Source organism: Streptomyces sp. NPDC001858 (assembly GCF_053594615.1).
This window is the reverse complement of record NZ_JBSFEV010000049.1, coordinates 1-18,710: the sequence shown is the minus strand read 5'-3', so window position 1 is coordinate 18,710 and position 18,710 is coordinate 1. Positions and strand designations below refer to the sequence as shown.

Sequence of the window (18,710 nt, the reverse complement as noted above, 5' to 3'; positions counted from 1 at the left end):
GGGCCCCTTCAGGTGCTCCTTCCGGTGCTCCTTCAAGTGCCGCTTCGTTCACTGTTCCTCGCCTCCGTCGCGTCGAGCCCGTCGAACTCCTCGCGCCGCGCCCGCAGTTCGGCCGCGGACACCTCCCGGATGGAGGCGTCGCCGGTCCGGCGGAGCAGGGCGCCGACGGCCGGGATGACGCCGTCCGGCATGAACGTCACGACGACGCCGAGGAGCAGCCCCGTCACGACCAGGTGCAGAGGTGTGTCCCCGTACTCGACCTTGGAGTACTCCAGGGCGTACCCGACGATCAACGCTCCCAGCAGCGGTCCGTACAACTGGCGTACGCCACCGAGCAGTGCCATCAGCACCATGTACGACCCGCTGAGAATGGAGAACTGGAAGACCGGGTCGAGGTCGCCGAACCACAGGGCGTACAACCCGCCGGCCAGCGCGGTGAAGGCGGCGGAGACGACGAAGACCACCAGCTTGTACGTGAAGGTGGGGATGCCGAGCGACTGCGCCTTGTCCTCGTCCTCGCGGATCGCTTTGAGACCCATGCCGAACCGCGACCGGTCGATGACCCACCAGACCAGCAGGGCCAGCGCGAGCAGAGTTAGGAAGAGGAAGTAGAAGGTGCGGTGGTGCTCGGCCCGCAGCATGCCGGGGAAGGGCCGCGGTACGACCAGTCCGCGTGAGCCGCCGGTGAGGGAGGCCCAGCTCTGGAAGACCAGCAGCAGGATGAGGACGAGGGCGATGGAGACGATGACGAAGGAGGCACCGCGTACCCGCAGGGCGGCGTAGCCGACCGGAACGGCGAGTGCCGCTACGAGTACGGCGGCCACGAACAGGGCGACGAAAGGCGGGAGTTCAGCCTTGGCGACCAGCAGGCCGGTTCCGTACGCCCCGAGTCCGGCGAACGCACCATGCCCCAGGGAGACATAGCCCGTGAAGCCGCCGACGAAGTTCCAGGAGGTCGACAGCACCGCGTAGTTGAGGATGGCGATGCCCACGGTGATTTCGTAGGGGCTCGGGGCCATCGACGGGAAGGAGAGCGCGACGGCGACTGCCAGGAGCAGGACGCCGAGATGGACGAACCTGGGACGGACGAATCTGGGATCCATGAACCTGGAGTCAGAACCGCTGCGCAAGCCGCCCCCCGAAGAATCCCTGCGGCCTGACGGCCAGCGTGGCGAAGAGGGCGACGTAGAAGACGGTCTGTGCCCAGGTCGTGGACAGCTCCAGTTGCAGCAGGCTCTGGAGGACGCCCAGTGCCATGGCGGCGATGGCGGCGCCCGGCACACTGCCGAGTCCGCCGACGACGATGATGGCCATCAGCGGGCCGATCCAATGCCAGTGCAGGGACGGGTAGATGGTGGTGTCGAGGGCGAGTGCCGTGCCGCCGACGGCCGCCGTGGCGAGGCCGAGGCCGAAGCCGTATCCGGCGATCCGGTCGGTGTCGATGCCGAGCAGCCGGGCGGCGTCCGGGTGTTGGATGGTGGCGCGCAGGGCCTGGCCGAACCGGCTGTGCTTCATGAGGAGGTAGAGGCCGAGCAGGGCGAGCGCGGCCAGGCCGAAGGCGATCAGCTTCACCACCGCCACGCGTGCCCCGAGGAACTCGACGCTCGCGGAGCTGTAGCCGAGCCGGACGCGGCGCTGGGTGCCGCTGAACGCGTACCCGAGCAACCCCTCGATGACCAGCGCCACCGCGAACGTGAGCAGCACGGACATCATGGTGAGCGTCGCCGGGCGGAGCCGGGTCAGGAGCAGCCGTTGCATGGCGACGCCCGCCGCGAAGAACAGGGGCACGGTGACGAACAGGGTGAGGAGCGGGTCGACGCCGGTCTCCCGGTGCGCGAACCAGGCGAGGTAGGCGGCGAGGATCAGGAAGGCGGAGTGGGCGATCATCACGACGCGCATCACGCCGAAGTAGAGGGTCAGGCCCGCTGCCAGGAGGGCGTACAGACCGCCCAGCAGCACGCCGAGGACAAGGCTCTGGAAGACGAGGCTCGCGGAGGGCATGCCGGCCTCCTCACCACGTCGGTTTCGGATAGATCAGATCAGCTTCCTTCTGGGCCTCGGGGAGCACGATCCGTATCTCACCGCCGACCCATTGCTGAATCATGTGCGCGCTCTGCGGCCGGCCCTTGTCGTCCCACTTCAACGGCCCCACGACGGTGTCCACTTGATTGCCGCGCAGCCACTTCACCAACTTGCCCTGACAGTCAGGGTCTTGGGATGCGCACTGCGCGGCCTCGACGGCGGCTGCCACCACCTGACCGGTCGTGTAGGCGTTGGCCTCGTCCTCCTCGGGCGCCTTGCCGAACTGCTCGGTGTACTTCTCGACGAACTCCTTGTTGCTCGGGTGGGCGGCCTTCTGGGTGTAGCCGGTGGGCGCGAGGATCCCCTCGGTCTTGTCACCGATGGCCTGCGCGAACTCCGGCTCGGTCGGCGCGGTCGAGAAGGCGGCCAACTTCGGCTGGTAGTCGAGCTGTTGGAGGGCGACGATCAGGTTGACGCCGTCCTGATACTGACTGCCGCCCACCACGATGTCGGCCTTCGAGTCGGCGATCTGGGCGGCGATGCTGCCGAAATCGGTGGTGTTGGGCGGGTAGACCTCGTCGACGACGGTCCGGACGCCGCCCTGCTCCAGCTTCTCCTTCAGCCCGTACGCCGTTCCCTGCGCGAAGGGGTCGTCCATGGCGGCGTACGCGGCCGTCTTCGGACGCTCGCCCGCAGGCATGGCCAGGATGTGCTCGGCCAGGAGGTTGTAGTGGTCGTCGGCGACGGCCGGAGCGGCGTAGAAGAGGTTCTTGAACCCCTGCTCGAAGACCTCCGGTGCCGCGCCCGCCGGTTCGACGAAGAGCATCCCGTACTCCTCGGCGACCCGTGCGGACGGGACGACGAGCCGGGTGGAGAACGGCCCGAAGAGCAGGTCGACCTCGTCCCTGCCGATCAACTGCTCGTAGTCGGAGACGACCCGGTCGGCGTTGGACTGGTCGTCAAGGATCTTCAACTCGACCTGGCGGCCCAGCAGTCCGCCCTTGCCGTTGACGATCTTCGCCCAGGCCTGGTAGCCCCGTTCGACACCCTTGCCGGGTTCGGAGAAGTCCCCGGTGAGCGGTAAGGAGACGCCGATGACGATGGGGTCGTCGGCCGAATCCTTTGAACCGGAGCCCGAGCCGCAGGCACTGGCGGCGAGCACCAGGGCGATCGTGCCGGCGGCGGCCCCTGCTCGTCTGCGGCCTTGCCCGCGGTCTGGTCTGCGGCCTTGCCCGCGATTCGGTCTGCCGTGCGGTCTGCCGTACGGTCTGGTCATCGCTTGACACCCCTCGTGACGTCAGTGTGGTGGCGATCGGGCCCGCGGTAGACGTAGTGCGCGGCGTCGGCGGACGGGGCGTCGGCGCGCGGCGTCCCTGACAGGGTGCGTACGAGAGCGTGGTCGGGGGAGAGCGCGCAGGCGGGGTCGGTGCGGGCGGCGTCACCGGTGAGCGCGTGGGCCTGACAGCGGCAGCCGCCGAAGTCGATCTCGCGGCGGGGACAGCCACCGCAGGGTCCGCTCATCCACTCGGTGCCGCGATAGCGGTTGAAGGCGGGGGAGTTGTTCCAGATCCACTCCAGGGACCGGTCGCGTACGTTCGGTACGTCGTCCGGGCCCAGCAAGTCCCGGGACGAGGGGCACGGCAGGACGGCGCCGTCCGGGGCGACCGTCAGCGACACCGCACCCCAGCCGCCCATGCACGGCTTCGGCACCCCGTCGAAGTAGTCCGGCACGACCCACACCAGCTCGATGGCGCCCGCCAGTTGCTCCCGACGGCGCTCGACCGCCTCCCGGGCACGGGACAGCTGGTCGCGGGTGGGCAGCAGCGCGGTGCGGTTGCGCAGGGCCCACCCGTGGAACTGGACGTTGGCCAGCTCGATCCGCTCGGCGCCCCAGGCCACGCCCAGGTCCACGATGTCGTCGACGGCGTCGAGGTTGTCGCGGTGCAGGACGACGTTGAGGCCCAGCGGCAGACCCGCGTCGCGCACGAGAGCGGCGGCCCTTTCCTTCGCCTCGAACGACCGGTGACCGGCGATCCGGTCGGACGCCACCGGATCCGCATGCTGCACCGAGAGCTGGACGCTGCGCAGTCCGGCGGACCCGAGCGCGGACATCCTCTCCCTGCTCAACCCGACGCCGCTGGTGACCAGTTGGGTGTAGATCTCGGCCGATTCGGCGGCGGCGACAACAGCTGTGAGATCGCGGCGGAGCAGTGGCTCGCCCCCGGAGATATGGGTGTGCACGACGCCGAGGTCCGCCGCTTGCCGGAACACGCCGTCCCACTCCTCGGCGGAGAGTTCGCGTGAACGGCGCGTGAGTTCCAGGGGGTTGGAGCAGTAGGGGCAGTGCAGCGGGCAGGCGTGGGTGAGTTCGGCCAGCAGGGCCCAGGGCGCCGGCGGTGCTGTGCCCGGCGGAAGCGGACTCGTCATCGCAGCCAGCCCTCCTCGCGTACGCGGTGGAGGAATCGGGGGACTTCGGCCGCTACGGGGGCGCCGGGGAAGCGTGCCGCCAACTCCTCGACGATCTCATCCACATGCCGATGGCCGTCGCACAGCCGCAGGACATCCGCGGCCCGGCCACTGAGGACCACCACCCGTTCCGGCAGGATCAACAGGTGGGCCTGGCGTACCCGGTCGTGGCGGCGCACCACCGAGCGCGCCAGCATCGGCCGCCATCCGGTCGCGGTCACCGCCGCTCCTTCCGGTCGCCGTGGTCGATCGCGTCGAGCAGCGACCACAACACGTCGCACTTGAAGGCGAGGGCTGCCACGGCACGCTCCTGGTCGGCATCTGTACGGGCCCAGTCCAGTACGAGGCCCAGTGCCTCGCCGCTGTCCTGCCGGCCTTGGGTCTCGCGGGTACGGAAATAGGCGAGACCGTCGGCGTCGATCCACCGGTAGTGACGCTCGAACGCGGCGATGCGCGTGCGCATGATGCCCGGCGCGGACAGCTCGGTGAGGGACGCCGCGACGGCCTCCAGCGGGGAGCGGAGCCGGCAGAAGTTGACGTATCCGTCCACCGCCAGCCGTACCCCGGGCAGCACTCCCTCACCGGACAGCAGATCCGACCGGTCGAGCCCAGCGGCCTCGCCCAGCCTCAGCCACCGCTCGATGCCGCCCTCCCCGTCGGCCCGGCCGTCGTGCTCCTCGATCCGCCGCAGCCACATACGGCGCAGCCACGGGGTGCCCAGCTTGGCCAGGACCAGGGCGTCCTTGACGGGGATGTGCCGCTGATAGTGGAACCGGTTGAGGATCCAGCGGCGCAGCTCGTCGGGGCTCAACTCCCCTTGGTGCATACGAACGTTGAAGGGGTGTGCGTCGTGGTAGCGGTCCCGGGCCACGGTCCTGAGCCGGTCCTCGAAGTGCTGTTCCTCGAAGCTCACAGTCGGATCACCGTTCCGTCTCCGGCCACCTCGATGCCCCGGTCGGCCAGTCGCTTGTACTGCGGTGCGTTCGGATCGACGAGGGGGTTGGTGTTGTTCAGATGGGTGTAGAGACAGCGGGCGCGCAGGGGTGCCAGACGCTCCGCGGTGCCGCCCGGCCCGTCGATCGGGAGGTGTCCCATGCCGGTCGCGGTGCGGGTGGAGATGCCGGTGCGCCGGGGTTCCTCGTCGTCCCAGAACGTGCCGTCGACGATCACGCAGTCGGCCTGCTCGACAGCGGCCTGCAGAGCGTTCGGCCAGGCGGCCAGTGCGGGGGCGTAGACGAGCGTCGCCCCGGTGGCGCGGTCGGTGAGAAGCAGGGCCACGACCCAGGTGTCGCCGTCGGGGACGGGTAACTCGGCTGCGTACCGGGGGCGTTTGGCGGAAATGGGGATCGGGCTGACCGTGAGGGCCGAGTCCTCGGTGAGCGGTACGGGCCGCTCCGGGGACAGTTCGCGCCAGGTGAGCGGCGTGTACGGGCCGAGTACGGCGTCCAGTCGCAGCCCGGTGAGCAGTGCCTCGCGCACGGGCCCGGTGGCGAGCAACTCCAGTCCTTCGGGGCCGGCTTCGCGCAGCCGGGCGATGCCGAGGGTGTGGTCGAGTTCGGCGTCGGTCAGGATCAGCCCGGCGATCGGGGTCTGCCGCGAAGCGGGACCGGGCTGGAGAGCCCGGCAATTCTCGATCTGGTCGCCGATGTCCGGCGTGGCGTTGATGAGATACCAGCGGTCGTCCGACGCCTGTACGGCGAGGGAGGCGTGGCGGCGGCGCCAGTGCGGGTGTGCGCGTGCCCCGGAGCAGCCGGGACACGCGCAGTTCCACTGGGGTACGCCGCCGCCCGCCGCAGTGCCGAGCACATGCAGCAGCACGGCGGCGGGCTAACGGTCGCTCAGGAAATAGGCGGTGACCTCCAGCGCGGTCTCGACGACCACGAAGTCGGGGGTCTGCCAGCTCGGCGCCTTTTCGTCGACGGGTGGCGACTGACGTTCCACTGCCTGCTGCACGGATTCGGTCATGAGCCGTACCTGCCTTCCGATGTGGGGGACCGGTTGTACCTGACGGCCAGGTCGTGCTGTGTTGCAGCATCGCGAGCATCGGCGACCCGGGTCAATGGGTCGACAGAAAAGTGCTCCGATCTGTCGTTGGCCGAAAAGGGAACGTCAAGGTCGGCCGCTGTCGGATCTGTTGGTAAAGCACCTGTTGAAGTGGTGTTGGCGGCTTGATTCACCAGGCGAAGGTATGAACCTTTGGCTTCATTGGCGCTTGACCCTCCATTGCATACCTCCTACCTTCCGGAGAGCTGACTACTCATCAGGTAGCGAGCCATCACGGCTTCCTGACACCCCCACAGCGAGGAGCTCGCCCATGCGCGGATTCCGAACGATCACATCGGCCGCTGCCGCGGCCACGCTCATCGCCGGTCTGCTCGGTGCGGCGGCCGGCGCCGGAAGCGCCACGGCACGAAGTGACAGCGGAACAGACAGCGGAACAGACAGCGGCATCGCCTCGGTCCCCTCGGCCATCCGAACGGTCTCGTCCGGCTGGACCGTTCCCTGGGGCCTGAGCTGGCTGCCCGACGGGTCGGCGCTCATCACCGAACGGGACTCCTTCAAGCTCTTCAAACTCACCCAGGCGGGCACGAGGACCGAAATCGGCAAGGTGCCCAACGTCGTGACCACCAGCGGCGAGGGCGGTCTCCTCGGCCTCGCGGTCTCACCGAACTGGAGCAGCGACCACTACGTCTACCTCATGCACTCGGCGGCCTCCGACAACCGCATCGTCCGGATGACGTACGACGGCTCCTCGCTGAGCGGCTACACGGTCCTCGTCACCGGCATCGCCAAGAACAAGTACCACAACGGCGGTCGCATCAAGTTCGGCCCGGACGGTCACCTCTACGCCACCACGGGCGATGCGCAGAACAGCAACCTCGCCCAGGACAGGAACTCCCTCAACGGGAAGATCCTGCGGATGACGAAGGACGGCAAACCCGCACCCGGCAACCCGTTCGGCACACTCGTCTTCTCCCTCGGCCACCGCAACCCGCAGGGCATCACCTGGGACGCCCAAGGCAGGCTCTGGGAAGCCGAGTTCGGCAACAGCAAGTACGACGAGCTCAATCTGATCGAGTCCGGCAAGAACTATGGCTGGCCGGTCTGCGAGGGCAGCTGTTCCACGTCCGGTATGACCAGCCCCAAGCGGCAGTGGACCGTCAGCGAGGCATCCCCGAGCGCGGTCACGTACGCCGACGGAGCCCTCTACATGGCGGCACTGCGCGGCGAGCGGCTTTGGCGCATCCCGGTCAGCGGCACCAGCGCCGGCACCCCCACGGCCTACTACACCACCCAGTACGGCCGGCTGCGCACGGTGGAGACGCTCCCCGGCAAGAACGCCCTGTGGCTGGCCACCACCAATGCCGACAACAACGGAGGCGAGCCGGACGGCGCGGACAAGGTGTTCCAGGTCGATCTGCAGTAGGACGCCATCCGGCGTCACCCGTCGCAGACGGCGCTTCGGACTCCAGGGACGCGTGGGCGAACCGCTCGCCCGCCTCGTGCCGGATCTGCTCGCGTAATCGCCGCCGCTCTGCGGTCAGTCCAGTCGGTCCCCGGCGTCTCGCCGGTGATGACGGGCGCCTCTACGACGCTGTCGCCGACCCGCTCGCCGGCCTGGGGCCGACGAGCCTGGCGAGCGTCCGCGGACGGCATGCGCCGGACGAGGCGCCGGAGGACCGTCAGGTCCTGCGCAGCACCGTCCTGCACATCAGTCCCGACACGGTGCGCTGGGCCCAGTGGAACCTGGCCGACGAGCCGTTCCACTGGGAGGGCTGTCCATCGCTTGGCAGATCTCCGCCCGCGCCGAGACGAGCAGCCCGCTGGCTCAGCCCGGCGAGGCCCTGTCCGACCTCCTCCTTGCGCTCGACGCCCCCGACCAGCCCGCCGTGCCGCCCCTCCTTCAGGACGCCGACCCGCGCGCTCTGACCACCGGGGCCGATGAGGCGGGACCCGCCGGATGGCAGGCATGGGCCGAGCCCGCGCTCGGCGCCCCCCGGCTCAGAGTCGCTGCCGTGCGCCCTTTCTGCGCCCCAACGCCCTTACCCAGGCGCTTTTCTGAGGAACAGTCAGCACCTGTACTCGGTGTGAGCTACGTCACGTCGTCTGGCTGTTATGCCGACTGGGTGGCTGGTGTCTTGGAGTCGACTCCATGAGCGGCTGACGTGATCACGTCGAATTTGATTCGGGAAAGAGTGAGCAACGCTGAAACTGATGAGGATGCCCCAAGCGGCTGTCGTCACCGCAGGGGCGGCCCTGTGCCGGCGGCCCTGCCGTAGCCCTCGCGATGGTGTTCAAACTCGTCGAATCCGCCCGGGCCCGCCGGCGGGCAATCCGCGGAGCCCATCTCGTCGCCTGGTCCGCACAGGTGCCAAGTTCGAAAACGGCGTCCTGGTCGATCGCGCGGAGACCGCGGCCTGATCACGCCTCACCCGAACCGCAACTCTTGACGGTCGCTGGGCCGGAGTTCCTCTCGAGAGTTTTATCTGACGCACTGTCACCAACCGTCGCACGCACACCAGTTGAGCCTCGGGATGTACCATCCAGCTCGCACTGCCCAAGATCATTAACCGTCGACATCCATGTCGACTTGACGAGAGGGAAACGATGCGAAGAACCATGCTTCCTACTGTCGCGGTCGCGTTAGGGCTGGCGCTGCTGCCCCTGCAGCCCACCTCAGCCGCCGAGGTGCAGTCCGCCTCAGCCGCCGAGGTGCCCGACCAGCCTTGGTCCGAAGGCACGATCGAGGCAATAGGCCCCGGCACATATGAGTCCGCGAGCAAGAGCTTCAACATCCCTGTGACCGACGTATCGGCGGGTGTGATGGGCCGCTCCCACAGGGTCGTCGCTCAGCTCCAGGGCATCTCGCAGCCGCAGGACGCCCCCGCCAACCGGTCGGACCTCGGTGTGTTCGGCCCGAGCTGGGAAGCCGAGTTCCTCGGCGGCCAGCTCAACCGCAAGCTGACTCAGGGCGCGGGCTCGATCACGACGGCGGACCTGGAGGCCCAGGAGTCCACCCGCTACGACCTGACCGACTCCGTCGCCGGTCCCAACGGCGGCAGTGTCAACACCTACACGGCCGCCGACGGCTCCAAGCTGGTCGAGACGATCAAGTGGGACGACCTCGCCGGTACGCTGAAGACGACCGTCGTGGAGACGCTGAACATCGACCTGACGACGCCCGTCGAGGGCGACGACGTCCCTGTCGATGCGCTGGGCAACCCGATCCCGGCGGCCGACCTCAAGCCCTCATACACGTACAAGCAGGTCGGCGGCGGCGGCGACAACTGGCGTGTGACGGCCACGGGCAATGTGGCGTACAAGCTGACCACGGTCTCCTACGACAGCATCGGCCGCGTATCCACCATCAACTGGCCCCAGACGCCGGCGACGCCGGCGGAGTCGTTCAAGGTCAACTACGCCACCACGACCACCGCTTCCGGTGGAACCCTCGGTGACTTCACGGGCCGGGTGAAGGACATCACCCGCACCTCCGGGCAGACCGTTGAGACCCTGGCCGGCTACTCCTACGACGGCTCCGGGCTGCTGCGCAAGGTCACCAACCCGACCGAGGGCACCGACCTGAGCACCTACACGTACGACACCAACGAACGGCTGGCCACCGTAGCCACCCCCCCTTCCACGTGGGAACTGAACTACGTCGGTGACGCCGCCGCTCCGGATGCGGTGCAGACTGCCGGTTCCACCCCTGGTTCTCCTACTGTGGCCAACAACCCGTGGTACTGCGACCATGCCATGAGGTGGATCTGGCTGCAGTACTCCAGCTGCTGGGCGACGGTCGCTCACTACGGCTGGCGTACTCCGACGTGGAAGCAACTCCCCAACAACCGCTGGATTTTGGGCATCACCTACGACCACTGCACCAGCGCGCCGGACAGGCCGCTCGGTTTCGACTTCCGCTCCGCGTGCGACGCGCACGACTACACCTACGGAGTCCTAGGCAACTACTACAAGGGCGGCGGACGCGCCCACATGGTCCCAGGCAAAAAGTGGACCAGCGACGACGAGTTCCACTCGCTGCTCGTAAACCAAACCTGCCCGCGTTATTTCTTCCGGAAGACGTGCAACTCCATTGCCTGGACCTACCTCCACGCCGTCAGGTGGGGCGGGAACCCGAAGAACGGCGCAGACGCGACCCGCTGATCGCTCAGCTGTCTCGGCCTGCTGAGCGTTAGGGCCTTCCGAAAGAAAGGCCCCGGGGCCGGGCGGTGCGAGAACTCCTCGCCGCCCGGCCCCTTTTACGGCCCGCGCACCCGCGCACCCGTGCACCCGTGTGCACCCGCGCGCCCGCACCACCCTTCCCCCCTTGCATCACTTCTCGGTGGAGTAATCACACATGACCAGACACAGACGAGGCGTGATCGCCGCCGCGGCGGCTGCCCTCGTGTTCATCGCGATACCGGCGGTGGCCGCCCCCACACCTCCCGACAACAGGGAGGACTTTGCCGCGCAGAGCGACCCGGTCGACCCGGTCGATGCGCCGCTGCGCGCGAAGGTGCGAGGCGGCGGGAGCGTCCGCGTCAATGTCGTCACCAAGAGCCGTGGGGACCTGGACAGCGCCGCGACCGCCGGCAATGAGGCGCAGTCCTTCGACACGCTGCCGCTGGTCACGCTCGAGGTCGACAAGGGCGGCCTGGACGAGCTGGCCGCCAACCCGCGCGTGGTGAGCGTCACCGAGGACGTGCCGGTGCCGCCGACGCTGAACGAGAGCGTCCCCCTGATCGGCGGCGACAAGGCCGTCGCGGCGGGCAAGACCGGCGCGGGCACCGCGATAGCCGTCCTCGACACCGGCGTCGCCACCAGACACCCGTTCTTCGGCAACCGGGTCAAGACCGAGGCGTGTTACTCCGTCAGCGACGACAGCTACGGCGCCACCAGCCTCTGCCCCGACGGCACCACCGAGCAGGAGGGCTCCGGCAGCGCGAACTCCGAAGCGGGGCCGTGCGCCACGATGGGCGACGTCTGCTCCCACGGCACCCACGTCGCCGGGATCGCCGCCGGTAACGGAGCCGGCGTCAGCGGCGCACCCGTACGCGGTGTCGCCCCCGGCGCGGACCTCATCGCCATCCAGGTGTTCTCCCGGTTCGACTCCGACGACTACTGCGGAGCAGGGGCCAGCCCGTGCGTGCTCAGCTTCACCAGTTCCCAGATCAAGGGACTGGAGAAGGTCTCCGCGCTGAAGGCGGCCGGAACCAACGTCGTCGCCGCGAACCTGTCCCTCGGCGCGGGACGCTGGACCTCCGAATGCGACTCCGACCCGCGCAAGGTGATCATCGATACCCTGCTCACGCGAGGTGTCGCCACCGTCGTCGCGGCCGGCAACAACGGCTACACCGACGCGGTCAGCGCCCCCGGCTGTGTGCCCTCCGCCGTCACGGTCGGCGCCACCACCGACGCCGACCAGTTGGCCACCTTCACCAACCGCGGCCCGCTGCTGGACTACCTCGCCCCTGGCGCCAACATCGTCTCCTCCGTTCCCGGCGGCGGCTACGCCTCCAAGACCGGCACCTCCATGGCCGCCCCCCACGTGTCCGGCGCCCTGGCGATCCTCCGACAGGCGTTCCCCGCCGAGAGCATGACGGACCTTGAGCTGCGGCTGACCAACGCCGGCAAGGCCATTGCCTACACCGGCGGCAGCACCACTCGTATCGACGTCGGCCAGGCGGTCGGCGGACCGGCGCCGGAACCCGCCCCGGACCCCAAGCCTCGCCCCACCAAGGTCATCAACGAGAAGGCGTACGCCATCCCCGACGCGGGAATCGTCGAGGCGCCGATCACGGTGTCCGGCGTCCCCGGCAACGCCTCCAGCGCGTTGAAGGTGGCCGTGAAGCTCACCCACGAGTCGCGCGGTCAGATCAGGATCGATCTGATCGCCCCGGACGGCCAGAGGTACCCCGTCAAACCGCTGTCCACCGAGGGCGGTGGCACCCTCGACGCCATCTACGTCGTCGACGCGGGCACCGCCCCCGCGAGCGGCACCTGGAAGCTGAACATCAAGGACACCATCACAGGCGCCACCGGCACCCTCACCTCCTGGTCCCTCCTCTTCGGCTCGAAGGGCGGGGTCAGCGAAGCCTCCTTCGAGAAGTCCGGGTCCTACTTCATCGACAAGGCCAACGGCACCCTCACCTCGCCGATCACCGTCGACGGGTTCACCGGCAAGGCCTCGCGCGTCCTGCGCGTGTACGTCGGTGCCACGCACGAACGGATCGGCGACCTGAAGATCGACCTGGTGGCCCCCGACGGCCGTTCCTACGCCATCAAGGCCGCGACCCTGACCGAGCCCGCCGGTACCCTCAGCGAGACCTACACGATCGACGCCAGCAACTCCCCGGCCAACGGAACGTGGAAGCTCCTCGTCTCCGACGTCGTCGACGGTTCCAGAGGATTCCTCACCGCATGGTCGCTGGGGTTCCCGTCGATCGAGAACCAGACCGGCCGCGCGATCCCTGACGGCGGCTCCGTCGATGTGCCGATCACCGTCATGGGCATCCCCGGCAACGCGTCCAGGGAACTCAAGGTCCATGTGGAGGCCCAGCATGAGTGGCGCGGCGATGTGAAGATCGAGCTCCTGGACCCGAACGGCAAGGCGTATCTGGTGAAGCCGACTTCGGGGACGGACACCGGCCAGACCATCCGGAAGACCTATACCGTCGACGCCAGTACGTCCCCGGTGTCCGGCATATGGAAGCTCCGCGTCTCGGACGTCTTCACGAACTCCACAGGCACCATCAACAGCTGGACGCTCGCCTTCTGACGCCCCCGGCTCGAAATGAACCGGCCGCCGCCCGGGGAGGGCGGCGGCCGGCTCCCGCATGCCAGGGAGCGCGTCACTCGCGGTCCGCCAACCGGCCCGGTTCACGTCCTTCAACCTTCAACCTTCAATACGGTGCTTGACGAACATGCACTTGAGCCGGCCAAGAGTCCTTACGGCCTGCGCCACGCCGGCAGCGCGACTGCCAGGGCCAGATTGAGCAGGATCTTCCCCGGATCGTGCACCGCCCGTGCCTTGCGCCAAGGTGCGGGAGCCGCCGAGATCGCCTGGTCCAGCCCGGTCTTGCGGGCCGCGATACGCTTCTTCACCTGGAAGTGCCTTCGGCGGTGGCAGGAACAAGGGCCTCGACAATCCTCATTCTCGCTGTTCAGAGGCGCTTTCTGCTTACTTGATCACCTATCGTGACGGCCCGCTCCGTGCAAGCGCGGGGCTGAGAAGGCGATGATGACGGACACCGACGAGTGGTCCTTCACGGTGGACGAGGACGGCATGGTCTTCGTCGTGGCACCCTCCGGTGTGCCGGAGAACGTGCGGCTCGCCGTCGAGACCGTGCTGATTCCCTTCGGCGACTCGCCCGACTCCGTGGAGAGCTATCTGCGCGAGTGGCGGCGGATGGCGCAGGAGTTCGGCGACGACTACGCCCTGGCGACCACGAGCGCGCAGGTCAGTCGCATGGGGCCCGACGAGATCGAACTCGGGGACATGTACGGGCAGTTCGAGGACTGTCGGATGGGTGCCCGTGAGTTCGAGAGGATGCTCGGACTTCTGATCGACTTCCTGAAGTCGCTCTAGCCTCGCTCTTGTTCGGGTTGGGGTTTTCTGCGGGTGGGCAGGTCCGTGCCCGGGCCGCGTCTCCGGATCCGACCGATCGGACTTGGAATCAAGCATCGGACAGCCCACCTCGTGAAAGCGCGAGGCTATTGAGGACGGCTCGATGGGATCGGATTCCTGGCGCGGCTTCGGCCCGTCTTCGCGGCGAGTCGAGGAGCTGAACTGCCTTGTCGGGTCGGACGGCTTGGCCTGACAAGCCGCGCGCGTGCCGTCGGACGGCCGACAACTCAACGCCCAGGCCTGGGAGTCGGGAGCCGGAACAGCCACGAGACGGGACCAGTAACTGCTGCAGCAACTGCCCAGGCGACAGCTGTCCGGGAGATCGGTACACCACCGCGCCGATGCCCCGGCCCAGCCAGGTACTCCAGCCGTAGATCGTGATCGTGCATGAGTCGTTGCCGATCGCCGCTGTGCCAAGCCTGCCCCGGGTGCGCGGTTGGCGTCTGTGAGCCGAGCCTTAGACGGAGAAGCCTGTGACCTTCTGCGGGGTTACCCGGACAATCAGCCGGAGCACCTCCTCCGGCTCGGCCGGCGGGTCCTCGCCCAGATACTTCTGCGAGAGCTTGCGCGGCAGAGATTTCTCCGAGTCGTCGATCAGTTCGACAGTGCCGCGGATGTCTACGGACTGGTACGGGTTCATGGTGTCGAAGACGGTGAGGCTGACCCGTGGATCCCGTGCGAGATTCCGCGCCTTCTGGCGCCCGGCCGTCGTGGAGAACAGCACCGTATCCCCCTCCCTGACGATCCAGACCACCGATGTCTGCGGGCTGCCGTCCCGGTTCAGCGTCGCGACGGTGGCGAAGTTCCTCCCGTCCAGCAGCTTGCGCATCTCCTCGTTGAACAGCTCTGACACAGCCTCGCCCCTCTGTTCGGCATTCCTGGGATCACTACGTGTGCAGAACAGATGCGAAGGCCGGCTTCTTCCCGCTGCCGTATCGAAGGGCCGGATTCCCAGCTGTTCCATCGTGATCTTTCTGCTGAGGGCCGCGGCGACCCTGCTCGCTGGCAGGCGGCCTTCGAGGGCTGTGCCGGGTACGGCAGTTGGTGCTCGGGCGGGCCAAGTGGAAGGCCGACCAGGTCCGCGACGACGTGCGTGGCTACGTGGTGGAGCATCTGCACGACGACCACGCGGTGCTGGTGGTCACGAAACCGGCGACGTGAAGAAGGGAACTGGCACGGTCGGCGTCCAGCGCCAGTACACCGGCACCGCCGGCAGGATCGAAAATGCCCAGGTCGTCGCCCACCCGGTCGAAGTGGTGACGCCGATCGCCCACCCCAGGACGCTGATGGTTCGATGACGGGGCTATCGCAAGCCCGATGAAAGGTGACAGCGCGTGGGAAGTGTGTTGAGGGGCGTCTCTGGCGTCCGCTGGGGGGAACTGCGCGACGCGCGACAGCTCCCCGCCGGGGACATCCCGCCGCTGCTCTCCCGGATCGCGTATGGGGGCGAGGACACCGCCCGCCTCGCGGTCGATGAACTGGGGGAACACGTCTGCGCGTTGGGGTTCGTGGTCGGTGAGGCGACCGCCTCGACGGTCCCATTCCTCCTGGAACTCGCTGAGGCCCCCTACGTGCCGTGCAAGGCAGAGCTGTTGGATCTACTGGAGAGCATCTACCGGACTGCCAATTGGCACTCTTCTGCTGCGGCGGCCGGCGGCCCGAAGCGCACGAACTTCCGCGAGCAGCCTGCCTGGGAGGCTGCCGCCAGGGCGGCCGTGCGTGCTGGCCGACCGGTCATCGAGGGCCTCGCCTCATCCATGCGACCGGAAGAGGCCGAACCAGCACGGAAACTGCTGCTGTCGATGGACGAGACGCCACCGTTCCCGGACCTCTGAGGAGAGTCGCAGCTTCCGAACCGGACAGCCTCGGAAAGCCCAAAGGCGACGCTCAAAGATCATTGCGGGACAAGCCTTGGCTCTCACAAACGCCGCCACACACAGGTGTTGTAGCTCTTCTCTTTCCCTCCGGGCCCTAATTGCCTGTGATCTGCGCCATCCACTGGTATGTCTGCAACAGATCCAGCGACTTCCGCGCCGCTCCTTTCGGTGGTTGTCGGCCTCTCGTCCGGGCTGGTTGCCCGAGCCCTCGGTGCTCCCCAGGGCGTCGTTGCACGCGATCTGGACAGGCTAGTTGGCACCAAACTAGGGGTGTTCGTGACGGACGGCGCGGCCTCGTTCGCTTGTCGCACCGGCTGGCCCCCCCGCGTTTCGAAAGCGAGTCCTTCGACCGGTGCAAGCCTTTACTGAGCGCGCTTCTCGGCTGGCCGAGCGACCTTACGATCTACGGCACGCCGGGATCTCGTTCCGGCTCTACTCCGGAGTGGACCCGGCCGAATGCGCCCGCCGCGCCGCCCAGAGCATCGAGGTTCTCTGGTCCGGAATGGCCCGGATCTTGGCCTGGGGTCCGACGAAGCGGGCTCCGGCTCCGGCCAGGGCCACGAGGTCGGTGGGTTCACGCTCCGCGAGACGTAGGCCGAGCCGGTGATCAGCCGTGGACGGCGTTGAGGACGGCGGCAAGTTGTTCGGGCGCACTGATCATGGCCATGTGGCCGGTGTCGAGATCGATGACGTCGGGTCGAAGCAGCGCAATGGATCGCTGCTGGAGTTCCTCGACGTAGCACTGGTCGCGCGTGAGGTGCACGTACGTTCGGGGGATATCGCGTCTGTAGCCGCTCAGGTTCACGGCCTCGCTGAGCAGGGCGGCCGAGTCGTCGGCCAGCCGGTCCAGGGTGGAAGCGGCGGTCGCCTCGTCCATGTCGTTGCACAGCATTGCGGCGGCGCCCTCGCGGGTCTGGTGGTAGACGCCGCCGGCGATGGACTGCTCCACCAGGCCCCGCACTCCGGGATCGATCTGGTCAAGCACCCGGGATCCGTCCTCCGGCACCACGGCCGACACGAGGACGATGTGGCGGATCCGGTCAGGTATGAGGTCCAGGACACGCGGGACCGTGACGCCCGCGAAGGAGTGACCGACCAGTACCACGTCGCGCAGATCCTTCGCTTCGACGTCTTCGCGGACCGCATCGGCGCAGTCCGCGAGAGTGACCGTGCCCAGGTCGACTTCGGCCCTGGTCCCGCGCCCCGGAAGGTCGACCGCCAACGCTTCCGCACTCAGATGGGGGATCAGCTCGTCCCAACAGTCCGCGCCGAAGCTTGCCCCATGGATGAGAACGAACGCCATGACTGACCTCCTCGTCAACGATAACAACCGAACCATAATTGAATTCAGTTCGGCTGTGGAAGCCTGTCGCAGACCAAGTGAGTAGAAGCCCGGACGCGGATCGGTTGGGGTTGTTCACGCCGCAAGGGTTCCGGGACGTTCAACGGGCCGACCTCGTTCGAAGCGGGCTCCGGCCCTGACCAGGGCGACAAGGTGGGGTGCGGTCACGGCCCGCCAGCGGGCCTGGGCGGACTCGACGAGCTTGAAACCATCGCAAGGGCGGCGACCGCGCTGCCGGGGCCCAGGGTGACCTTGGTACGTAGCCGGACGGCGGCGAAGGTCGACTCGATCGGATTCGTGGTCCGCAGACGAATCCAGTGCTCGGCGGGGAAATCGTAGAACGCCGGCAACTCGTCCACACCGTCGACGATCTTCTTGAAGGCCTTGGGGATCTTCGCACCGTACGCCTCCTCGAACGCCGTGGCGGCCTTGAGCGCGCGGTCGCGGTCCTCGGCGTTGTAGATCACCTGCAGAGCCTTCGTCGCGCCGGGCTGTACGGACTTTGGCAGGGCGTTCGCGACGTTGACGATCTTGTTGACCCGGCACCTCCGATGGCGAGTCTCGGGGAACACCTCGGCCAGGGCCTTCCAGCAGCCCAGGGCGCCGTCGCAGACTACGAGACAGGGGCACGGATGCCCCGACGTGCGCAGTCCCGCAAAAGGTCGGGGCTACCGCGAATCCGCCGACTGCCGCGGGGAAACTCGGTACAGGCCTTGGTGAGCACACCGGCCGACGCTCGTGGTGCTCGGTCGGCCGGGTATGGCGGGCCGCTCCCGGGGGAACGGCCCGTCACACCACGTTGGTTCACACAGTGCGTCGTCGCGCAGACCTGTGATCAGCGCAGACCGAAGGCCCGGATCACCGACTGGGTGATCGTGTTCCCGGCCGAGTCCTTGGCGTGGGCCCGGAGCGAGACGAACTGCGCCTTCCGCGGACCGGCCGGCTTGAACCGACCGTCGTGTCCGGGACGGGCCTGCCGCCAGGTGCGTCCGTCGTCGTAGGACACCTCCATGGTGACGGGGAAGACCGTGGCCCCGGCACCGGCGGCACCGGGGAGGTGTACGGCGGACACGGCCACCGTCGCGCCCCTGTCCGCTCTCCCCGCCGTATCCGTGTCGATCCCGTACGTGAGCTGCAGCAGCGGCAGGACGGCGGACTCGTTCCCCGAGGGGAGGCGGGATGTGAATCCCCACTCGGTGTGCGTCCTGGAGGAGTACGGGCTCACGGTGGCGTCCCGGTCTGCCTCCAGGACCAGCCGGTAGGGCAGCTTGCCCGTACCCGGCGCGTCGGCCTCGATCCTGGTGGTGCCCGTGACCTGTGCCAATCGGGTGTCACCCTGGTAGAGGCCGAGAGCGTGCCGGGTGCGCTGGTAGTC

Annotated in this window: 16 protein-coding genes and 5 pseudogenes; 8 read left to right on the top strand and 13 right to left on the bottom strand. The window is 68.0% G+C overall.

The features are described from left to right. Positions 1 to 32: 32 nt before the first annotated feature. The 8 genes from ACWCPF_RS40180 to pqqA all read right to left on the bottom strand — a co-directional run bounded on the left by ACWCPF_RS40180 (position 33) and on the right by pqqA (position 6,453). Complete coding sequence (locus ACWCPF_RS40180) at positions 33 to 1,103, bottom strand: branched-chain amino acid ABC transporter permease (RefSeq protein ID WP_451050088.1); 1,071 nt, start codon at positions 1,101 to 1,103, stop codon at positions 33 to 35. A 10-nt stretch (positions 1,104 to 1,113) separates the two neighbouring features. Continuing rightward, a complete protein-coding gene (locus tag ACWCPF_RS40175) occupies positions 1,114 to 2,001 on the bottom strand; it encodes a branched-chain amino acid ABC transporter permease (RefSeq protein ID WP_451050087.1) in 888 nt (295 codons plus the stop codon). A 10-nt stretch (positions 2,002 to 2,011) separates the two neighbouring features. Beyond that, positions 2,012 to 3,184 (bottom strand): amino acid ABC transporter substrate-binding protein, encoded by a 1,173-nt coding sequence (locus ACWCPF_RS40170; protein ID WP_451050086.1) that lies wholly within the window; start codon positions 3,182 to 3,184, stop codon positions 2,012 to 2,014. Positions 3,185 to 3,294: 110 nt separating this feature from the next. Continuing rightward, positions 3,295 to 4,449 (bottom strand): pyrroloquinoline quinone biosynthesis protein PqqE, encoded by a 1,155-nt coding sequence (gene pqqE, locus ACWCPF_RS40165; protein WP_451050085.1) that lies wholly within the window; start codon positions 4,447 to 4,449, stop codon positions 3,295 to 3,297. Beyond that, positions 4,446 to 4,709, bottom strand: a complete 264-nt coding sequence (gene pqqD / locus ACWCPF_RS40160) for a pyrroloquinoline quinone biosynthesis peptide chaperone PqqD (protein WP_451050084.1) — start codon at positions 4,707 to 4,709, stop codon at positions 4,446 to 4,448. The genes pqqE and pqqD overlap by 4 nt, the downstream gene beginning before the upstream one ends. Next, on the bottom strand, positions 4,706 to 5,401 hold the full coding sequence (gene pqqC / locus ACWCPF_RS40155) for a pyrroloquinoline-quinone synthase PqqC (protein WP_451050083.1): 696 nt from the start codon (positions 5,399 to 5,401) through the stop codon (positions 4,706 to 4,708). Before pqqC ends, pqqD begins: the two co-directional genes overlap by 4 nt. Further along, positions 5,398 to 6,306 carry a pyrroloquinoline quinone biosynthesis protein PqqB gene (gene pqqB / locus ACWCPF_RS40150; protein ID WP_451050082.1) on the bottom strand — a complete coding sequence of 303 codons (909 nt, stop codon included), beginning with the start codon at positions 6,304 to 6,306 and terminating at the stop codon, positions 5,398 to 5,400. The genes pqqC and pqqB overlap by 4 nt, the downstream gene beginning before the upstream one ends. A 9-nt stretch (positions 6,307 to 6,315) precedes the next feature. After that, the gene (pqqA, locus tag ACWCPF_RS40145; RefSeq protein ID WP_451050081.1) at positions 6,316 to 6,453 is read right to left on the bottom strand and encodes a pyrroloquinoline quinone precursor peptide PqqA; all 138 of its coding nucleotides are present in this window, start codon (positions 6,451 to 6,453) and stop codon (positions 6,316 to 6,318) included. Positions 6,454 to 6,802: 349 nt separating this feature from the next. Here pqqA and ACWCPF_RS40140 point away from each other — a divergent pair, with 349 nt between their 5' ends. From ACWCPF_RS40140 to ACWCPF_RS40120, 5 genes and pseudogenes are all read left to right on the top strand, one after another. Further along, entirely contained in the window at positions 6,803 to 7,915 is a 1,113-nt protein-coding gene (locus ACWCPF_RS40140) for a PQQ-dependent sugar dehydrogenase (protein WP_451050080.1), read from the top strand. 83 nt (positions 7,916 to 7,998) lie between these two features. Then, positions 7,999 to 8,645: pseudogene (locus ACWCPF_RS40135) on the top strand (hypothetical protein). A gap of 104 nt (positions 8,646 to 8,749) precedes the next feature. Continuing rightward, positions 8,750 to 8,910: pseudogene (locus tag ACWCPF_RS40130) on the top strand (IS256 family transposase); the annotation flags it as partial. A gap of 198 nt (positions 8,911 to 9,108) precedes the next feature. Continuing rightward, positions 9,109 to 10,653 carry a phospholipase A2 gene (locus tag ACWCPF_RS40125; RefSeq protein WP_451050079.1) on the top strand — a complete coding sequence of 515 codons (1,545 nt, stop codon included), beginning with the start codon at positions 9,109 to 9,111 and terminating at the stop codon, positions 10,651 to 10,653. Between the two features lie 193 nt (positions 10,654 to 10,846). Next, positions 10,847 to 13,267, top strand: coding sequence for a proprotein convertase P-domain-containing protein (locus ACWCPF_RS40120; protein WP_451050078.1), 2,421 nt, complete (start codon positions 10,847 to 10,849; stop codon positions 13,265 to 13,267). Positions 13,268 to 13,437: 170 nt separating this feature from the next. On the opposite strand, the gene ACWCPF_RS40115 is transcribed toward ACWCPF_RS40120, so the two are convergent. After that, on the bottom strand, positions 13,438 to 13,593 hold the full coding sequence (locus tag ACWCPF_RS40115; RefSeq protein WP_451050119.1) for a hypothetical protein: 156 nt from the start codon (positions 13,591 to 13,593) through the stop codon (positions 13,438 to 13,440). 136 nt (positions 13,594 to 13,729) lie between these two features. Here ACWCPF_RS40115 and ACWCPF_RS40110 point away from each other — a divergent pair, with 136 nt between their 5' ends. Continuing rightward, positions 13,730 to 14,077: a hypothetical protein gene (locus tag ACWCPF_RS40110; RefSeq protein ID WP_451050077.1), complete on the top strand. Its 348-nt coding sequence runs from the start codon at positions 13,730 to 13,732 to the stop codon at positions 14,075 to 14,077. Between the two features lie 496 nt (positions 14,078 to 14,573). Here ACWCPF_RS40110 and ACWCPF_RS40105 read toward each other — a convergent pair whose 3' ends face one another. After that, positions 14,574 to 15,080: a PPOX class F420-dependent oxidoreductase gene (locus ACWCPF_RS40105; protein ID WP_451050076.1), complete on the bottom strand. Its 507-nt coding sequence runs from the start codon at positions 15,078 to 15,080 to the stop codon at positions 14,574 to 14,576. A 74-nt stretch (positions 15,081 to 15,154) separates the two neighbouring features. On the opposite strand from ACWCPF_RS40105, the pseudogene ACWCPF_RS40100 reads away from it, so the two are divergent. Further along, positions 15,155 to 15,351: pseudogene (locus tag ACWCPF_RS40100) on the top strand (transposase); the annotation flags it as partial. 99 nt (positions 15,352 to 15,450) lie between these two features. Beyond that, complete coding sequence (locus tag ACWCPF_RS40095; RefSeq protein ID WP_451050075.1) at positions 15,451 to 15,951, top strand: hypothetical protein; 501 nt, start codon at positions 15,451 to 15,453, stop codon at positions 15,949 to 15,951. 649 nt (positions 15,952 to 16,600) lie between these two features. Here the strand turns inward: ACWCPF_RS40095 and ACWCPF_RS40090 are convergent. The 3 genes and pseudogenes from ACWCPF_RS40090 to ACWCPF_RS40080 all read right to left on the bottom strand — a co-directional run. Beyond that, entirely contained in the window at positions 16,601 to 17,296 is a 696-nt protein-coding gene (locus tag ACWCPF_RS40090) for an alpha/beta fold hydrolase (protein WP_451050074.1), read from the bottom strand. Positions 17,297 to 17,410: 114 nt separating this feature from the next. Continuing rightward, positions 17,411 to 17,999, bottom strand: a pseudogene (locus tag ACWCPF_RS40085) (transposase); the annotation flags it as partial. A gap of 171 nt (positions 18,000 to 18,170) precedes the next feature. Continuing rightward, positions 18,171 to 18,710: pseudogene (locus ACWCPF_RS40080) on the bottom strand (peptidase); the annotation flags it as partial.

What these genes read in the sequence shown, in the direction of transcription:
- ACWCPF_RS40180 (WP_451050088.1), bottom strand. Translation starts at nt 1,103, where the DNA reads ATGGATCCCAGATTCGTCCGTCCCAGGTTCGTCCATCTCGGCGTCCTG.
- ACWCPF_RS40175 (WP_451050087.1), bottom strand. Translation starts at nt 2,001, where the DNA reads ATGCCCTCCGCGAGCCTCGTCTTCCAGAGCCTTGTCCTCGGCGTGCTG.
- pqqE (WP_451050085.1), bottom strand. Translation starts at nt 4,449, where the DNA reads ATGACGAGTCCGCTTCCGCCGGGCACAGCACCGCCGGCGCCCTGGGCC.
- pqqA (WP_451050081.1), bottom strand. Translation starts at nt 6,453, where the DNA reads ATGACCGAATCCGTGCAGCAGGCAGTGGAACGTCAGTCGCCACCCGTC.
- ACWCPF_RS40140 (WP_451050080.1), top strand. Translation starts at nt 6,803, where the DNA reads ATGCGCGGATTCCGAACGATCACATCGGCCGCTGCCGCGGCCACGCTC.
- ACWCPF_RS40125 (WP_451050079.1), top strand. Translation starts at nt 9,109, where the DNA reads ATGCTTCCTACTGTCGCGGTCGCGTTAGGGCTGGCGCTGCTGCCCCTG.
- ACWCPF_RS40120 (WP_451050078.1), top strand. Translation starts at nt 10,847, where the DNA reads ATGACCAGACACAGACGAGGCGTGATCGCCGCCGCGGCGGCTGCCCTC.
- ACWCPF_RS40110 (WP_451050077.1), top strand. Translation starts at nt 13,730, where the DNA reads ATGACGGACACCGACGAGTGGTCCTTCACGGTGGACGAGGACGGCATG.
- ACWCPF_RS40105 (WP_451050076.1), bottom strand. Translation starts at nt 15,080, where the DNA reads ATGGAACAGCTGGGAATCCGGCCCTTCGATACGGCAGCGGGAAGAAGC.
- ACWCPF_RS40090 (WP_451050074.1), bottom strand. Translation starts at nt 17,296, where the DNA reads ATGGCGTTCGTTCTCATCCATGGGGCAAGCTTCGGCGCGGACTGTTGG.